The following is a 5,668-nucleotide window of genomic DNA, read 5'->3' on the forward strand; positions in this document are numbered from 1 at the left end:
CTAAAAATTTCTCCAACTACGGTTATCAGTAGAATCCTGAAAATTTCAGCGGGTTTAAAACGACCTTATCCCATTGTAAAAGGCAACTGTTACGAAGTAGACGAATTGTTCACTTATGTAGGCCATAAAAAGAATCGAATTTGTATTTGCTATTCGTTAGAACCTAAAAGTGGAGCAATCATTGATGTTGTTGTAGGGAGAAGAAATAAAACGACACTTCGAAAAGTAACTGAAACGCTTGTTTTATCAGATGCACAACGTATTACAACGGATAAACTGAATAGTTACAAAGACCTGATTCCAACCGAAATGCATTCTACGAAATTACGTGGGATTAATCACATTGAACGCAAGAACCTGACATTACGAACCCACGTAAAGCGATTAAACAGAAGAACAATTTGTTACTCAAAATCACTTCTTGCACTAAGTGCAATTATGAGGATTTATTTCTGGGGATAAATCCTTTTTTTTGAAGAAAAAAGGATGAAAAACAGTTCTTAATTTCTCTTGAATACATCAAAAATGATCTTTGACAGATTGAAATAGTTTACTTTCAACGACGGAAATCCCGCCCCGGCGCAGGGCGATAGCTTGACACAGCAGGCAGCCGACTGAACACTGTTGGGAGTCTGCGACATGAGAAGCACGCTAACAAAAGTAGAGAAGACGCGTCTGGCTGCAAGGCAACTAAAGCCCGGAGACGGAAAAGGCGGCCTATAGATAGCTCAACCGTATTAAATCCATGTCCGGCAACCTGAGCGGTATAGGGGTTGGCTATTCGTACGCCGCTGCTACGGGGGGCAACTATGCTTCTACGTACCAGTACGATGCGAACGGAAACCTGAAAACGTTAACCCGCAGGAACAGTGCAGGTACATTGATGGATAACTTTACGTATCACTACAATGCCAACACGAACCAACTCAACTATGTAGCTGACCCTGCGGGAAGTCTGGGAGATGATCTGGACAACCAGAGTGTAGATAACTATACGTATGATGCCATTGGTCAGTTGATTTCCGATGAGCAGGAGGAGATCGAAGAAATCGTATGGACGGTTACGGGCAAAGTAGCAGAAATCCGCCGGAAGGCCACTTCGACCAAACCGGATCTGTTCTTCACGTATGATGCGCTGGGTCGACGGATTCGTAAAGAAGTTCGTCCCCGCAACGGATCGGGATGGGTGTCGATCAGGGATTGGGTATCAACATTGTACACGTATGACGGACAGGGGAATGTGATGGCGGTGTACGAACTGAAAATGAGGGAGAGTGGTTCTACGCGTACAGAAAATTATTATATTAGTGAAATAAACCTATACGGAAGCGCACGACTGGGAATGATTAAAGACTACCGACATATTGGAGGACGAACGTATTCTACCTCGGGGCCGGGAGGAGGAGCGCCTCCGGCTATGACGTACTACTCGTGGGACGGTGTTCCCAAAGAGACGCGGGGAGAAAAGTTCTTTGAATTAAGTAATCACTTAGGCAATGTTTTAACCGTAATCACAGACCGGAAGTTACCAGTGGATGACGGTTTAGGAACTGTTGCCTATTATCAGCCGGATGTGGTGAGTTATTCGGATTATTATCCGGGCGGGATGATGCTACCCGGGAGGTCAGGAAACTCTGGTTCATATCGTTATGGGTTTCAAGGTATGGAGGGTGATGACGAGGTAAAGGGAGAAGGAAATAGCGTGAATTACACCTTTAGAATGCACGATCCAAGGGTGGGTAGGTTTTTTGCTATTGATCCATTAGCTATTAAATATCCTGAATTAACCCCATACCAATTCAGTAGTAACAGAGTTGTTGATTACGTTGAGATAGAGGGGGCAGAGGGAGAGCCAGGAGCTGAAAGAATGATTAGACAAATGACCTCTTCCAGACTTTCAAATCAACAAGGTGGAGGTACCTCTGGGAGAATTTATCAAGAGCTGATGGAAGCAGAAGGAGACAAAACTCAATATGCGGGTTATGCTGCATTCGCTGCTAGTGGATTTGTTCTTTTTGGTGCTAAAGCAATATTAGGATATATAATAGAAGAGGTTATAGAAGAGTTGGCAGGTTTCCCAATTATTCCAGATCCAGGAGATGTTATCCAAAATAAATTAAGAACAGAAATATTACCTAGTCCATCTAAGAATAGAGTCTTGACAAATGATCCTTTAGATATTAGAATACAAAAAAGATCTAAACTAGCTGAAAGTTGGATGAGACCCAATCAAATGAAGTACGTTGATTTTAACAAGCCAGTATATACAAAAACCATTGAGGAGGGAACTGATTTAATACAATTTAGAGTGAAGGGTACGGAAGGAACCTTAGGTAATTACTATGCCCCAGTTGGAACAAAACCAGCTCAAATAGGATTGGACCCTAATGATGTCGTTCAAACATTGTCAGTAACAGTTGAAAAAAACACTAAGGTATTAGTTTCAAACCGTACTAAAAATGCAACGTATTATGCGAATGAGGCTGTTACTGTTGAAGGTGGAGGAATGCAATTTTTCAGCCGTGACTTAAAAAATAATGTTTCAACATTAAATTCTCCGCCAAATCAGTAAATTTAACCATATGGAAGAATTAATAATATTATTCAGAAAACGTTTAAGTGAATATCGATTTAAGCGAATCGGTATGGAAATAAGCTTGCATGTTAATGCAATGGATATTGTATTGTGTTTAGCCGAATATGCTTTACATCAAAATCGAAAAATTACGAAAGATGAATTGAGGTGGTTCGATGCTGGATTACAGTTAGAGTACGTATTTGGAGGTAGCGAATGGGAGGACCTATTAGATTACTACGATTCATTACATCAAAAATTATTAGAAAGTGATTTGATTGAAAAATAAATACATGCTCGCCATCTGTATCCTGATAATAGGATTCTCTGCCAGAAGTAATTCTTTAACAGATAAACCACTATCTACGTTACAGGATACTACTCAGAAGTATGGTGTGTTTTTGAACCCAAAAAATCACCGAGTTCAGGAAATCGTCTTTGGGAATGATTCAAACTTACTCCAACAGTCTTTTTTGAATGGGAAATTGTACAAGGTCAGAATATTCGAAGATGAAGAAAAATTGTCAAAAGAGTTCTTCTTTTTTGAAAATTGGTCGCTTGAGTGAAGTACGGTACTACAAGGATGGGAAACTTTCAGGCAACCATGTTGTATTTAGGAATTCTGGAAAGATAAGAATAGTCTATAAATATGTTGATGGTACTCTGGAGGATTATATCAAGTTTACATCAAAGGGAGAGCCTATTGGCGATAAAAATAGAATTTAAGCAATTGGATATGGAGAAACAAGGCCTTTAGAGCCAAATGACGATACTGAAGCTAAACAAAACCGAAATAGAAGAACTCAAATAAATTACACAAACAATGGGGGTTATTAAGACTTGTATAGTAACTATCATATTATCTTATAGTTTCTCAAACTCTTTTGTATTTGGGCAATGTGGTGTTTTGATTGATTCAATCAATATTCATGTATTTAGTAATTCCGATTTAGGATTCGATTCCGTTTGCAATCGGGGAGTGACGTTTGATCAGGTAGGTGAATCGCTCAGTGTCCTTCCTTCAGACTATATCCAGTTTCAAAAAAAATTAATTCCTGACCGAATTTTCGCTGATTATTCATACTTAGACTCCATTGTAAGGGTTTCCGAAGGAGAATCGTGTTTTGATTTGAAAATTTTAGTGATTGATTCTTTAGAAAAAAATGGGAATTTGTCTTTGATTGATAAAAATGGCAAATTAAGAAGTGTGTATCAGTATTCGATGGGACACTGCCTTTTTATGCTTTTTTATAATGAAAATGAAGAGTTAATTAGACAGATATGCTTTGTAGAAAAAGAAAACATAATAGACACGTGGTTTTATCAATCCAAAGTCATAAGGATTTCGTTCCCTCTTAACGACGGGTTTGTGTTAAAAGAGTATTACCCGAATGGAAAACCATTTCTAGAATATTACTACAATAGTTCGGGGCATTTTTTTGAAGGATATAAGTACAGTAAATCCGGTGAACTTACACTCGTGAAATTATCAAACAGAGGGAAGACTAGATAGTCAACGAATACGAAATGGAAAATTATTCACAGGGAATTACTAATTTGAATAACGTGATTAGTTTAATCAATAATAACAGTAAATTATGAATGCTTTAAATGTGTTAGTATTGGTTGTTTCAGGATTTGTATTAACAATACAGGGTAAGAAAAAGGAGGACTGTTATTTCAGTCGGATGAAACAAGGTATGTTTGTTGATTATTATCAAAATAAAGAAGGTATTGAGGTATATGATATTTGTAATAATGAACTTTGTATTACAATGGAGATATACCCTAATGGTCAACCAAAACGGGTGATTTTTGAAAAGGAAATTAGTCCTGAATGTGATGAAATAAATACCATCATTCCTACAGGAACAGTTTTATTTGATGATAATGGGTTCTATAACTATTCACAGTCGTATCCACTGGAATATTATGAATCTGGGAAATTTAAAAAAAGGCTTGTAGACCAAGAAAATTCAAAATACTATAAATATATTTCATTTGGTCCAGAAGGAGACACGTTAAATGTTCAGTATGTAAATAAAGAGGATTATCGTCCCAAGGAATGGGAATAGCTAAGGCAAGAATTTTAAATCATCAAGACCTAAACCATGCTATTAAAATACATACTCGCCATCTGTATCCTGATAATAGGATTCTCTGCCAGAAGTAATTCCTTAACAGATAAACCACTATCTGCGTTACAGGATACTACTCAGAAGTATGGTGTGTTTTTGAACCCAAAAAATCATCGAGTTCAGGAAATCGTCTTTGGAAATGATTCAAACTTACACCAACAGTCTTTTTTGAATGGGAAATTGTACAGGGTCAGAATATTCGAAGATGAAAAAAAATTGTCAAAAGAGTTCTTCTTTTTGAAAAATGGCCGCTTGAGTGAAGTACGGTACTACAAGGATGGGAAACTTTCAGGTAACCATGTGGTATTTAGGAATTCTGGAAAGATAAGAATAGTCTATAAATATGTTGATGGTACTCTGGAGGATTATATCAAGTTTACATCAAAGGGAGAGCCTATTGGCGATGAAAATATAATTATTGACATACCAGGCGTTAATTACTTGGATTGATGGTCGTGTACCCGATTAGGTAGTGTCTCAAACTAGGTAGGGTAGTGGGTCGCGTCTCAAACTATCACCTGACGGTAAAAAGTATATATAACTTATTGAAAAATAATAGATAGAAAAATCAATTTGTATTGAAGCGAGTGGATGTCTATATCGACTCGCTTCTTTTTTGTGTAAATAGGACTGCGGGAAGTCTGGGAGATGATCTGGACAACCAGAGTGCAGATAACTATACGTATGATGCCATCGGGCAGTTGATTTCCGATGAGCAGGAGGAGATTGAAGAAATCGTATGGACGGTTACGGGCAAAGTAGCAGAAATCCGCAGGAAAGCTACCTCGACCAAACCGGATCTGTTCTTCACGTATGATGCGCTGGGTCGACGGATTCGTAAAGAAGTTCGTCCCCGCAACGGATCGGGATGGATGTCGATCAGGGATTGGGTATCGACATTGTACACGTATGACGGACAGGGGAATGTGATGGCGGTGTACGAACTGAAAATGAG

General features: G+C 38.3%; 8 protein-coding genes. All 8 read left to right on the forward strand.

Translation table 11 applies throughout. The features are described from left to right. The coding region (locus tag ABDZ97_RS03760) for an IS1 family transposase (RefSeq protein ID WP_343785226.1) at nt 1-462 on the forward strand (462 nt) is incomplete at its 5' end. Between the two features lie 283 nt (nt 463-745). Continuing rightward, the gene (locus ABDZ97_RS03765; protein WP_343785227.1) at nt 746-2,572 is read left to right on the forward strand and encodes a polymorphic toxin type 46 domain-containing protein; all 1,827 of its coding nucleotides are present in this window, start codon (nt 746-748) and stop codon (nt 2,570-2,572) included. Nucleotides 2,573-2,582: 10 nt separating this feature from the next. Next, nucleotides 2,583-2,864, forward strand: coding sequence for a hypothetical protein (locus ABDZ97_RS03770; RefSeq protein WP_343785228.1), 282 nt, complete (start codon nt 2,583-2,585; stop codon nt 2,862-2,864). A 4-nt stretch (nt 2,865-2,868) separates the two neighbouring features. Next, a complete protein-coding gene (locus ABDZ97_RS03775) occupies nt 2,869-3,141 on the forward strand; it encodes a hypothetical protein (RefSeq protein ID WP_343785229.1) in 273 nt (90 codons plus the stop codon). Nucleotides 3,142-3,482: 341 nt separating this feature from the next. Then, entirely contained in the window at nt 3,483-4,088 is a 606-nt protein-coding gene (locus ABDZ97_RS03780) for a hypothetical protein (protein ID WP_343785230.1), read from the forward strand. Between the two features lie 85 nt (nt 4,089-4,173). Further along, nucleotides 4,174-4,650, forward strand: coding sequence for a hypothetical protein (locus ABDZ97_RS03785; RefSeq protein ID WP_343785231.1), 477 nt, complete (start codon nt 4,174-4,176; stop codon nt 4,648-4,650). A gap of 36 nt (nt 4,651-4,686) precedes the next feature. Further along, on the forward strand, nt 4,687-5,163 hold the full coding sequence (locus ABDZ97_RS03790) for a toxin-antitoxin system YwqK family antitoxin (RefSeq protein ID WP_343785232.1): 477 nt from the start codon (nt 4,687-4,689) through the stop codon (nt 5,161-5,163). A 128-nt stretch (nt 5,164-5,291) separates the two neighbouring features. After that, nucleotides 5,292-5,668: hypothetical protein (locus tag ABDZ97_RS03795; RefSeq protein ID WP_343785233.1), on the forward strand; the 377-nt coding region annotated here is incomplete at its 3' end.

Source organism: Wandonia haliotis, from assembly GCF_039523435.1.
GTDB lineage: Bacteria > Bacteroidota > Bacteroidia > Flavobacteriales_D > Crocinitomicaceae > Wandonia > Wandonia haliotis.

What these genes read in the sequence shown, in the direction of transcription:
- ABDZ97_RS03765 (WP_343785227.1), top strand. Translation starts at nt 746, where the DNA reads ATGTCCGGCAACCTGAGCGGTATAGGGGTTGGCTATTCGTACGCCGCT.
- ABDZ97_RS03770 (WP_343785228.1), top strand. Translation starts at nt 2,583, where the DNA reads ATGGAAGAATTAATAATATTATTCAGAAAACGTTTAAGTGAATATCGA.
- ABDZ97_RS03775 (WP_343785229.1), top strand. Translation starts at nt 2,869, where the DNA reads ATGCTCGCCATCTGTATCCTGATAATAGGATTCTCTGCCAGAAGTAAT.
- ABDZ97_RS03785 (WP_343785231.1), top strand. Translation starts at nt 4,174, where the DNA reads ATGAATGCTTTAAATGTGTTAGTATTGGTTGTTTCAGGATTTGTATTA.
- ABDZ97_RS03790 (WP_343785232.1), top strand. Translation starts at nt 4,687, where the DNA reads ATGCTATTAAAATACATACTCGCCATCTGTATCCTGATAATAGGATTC.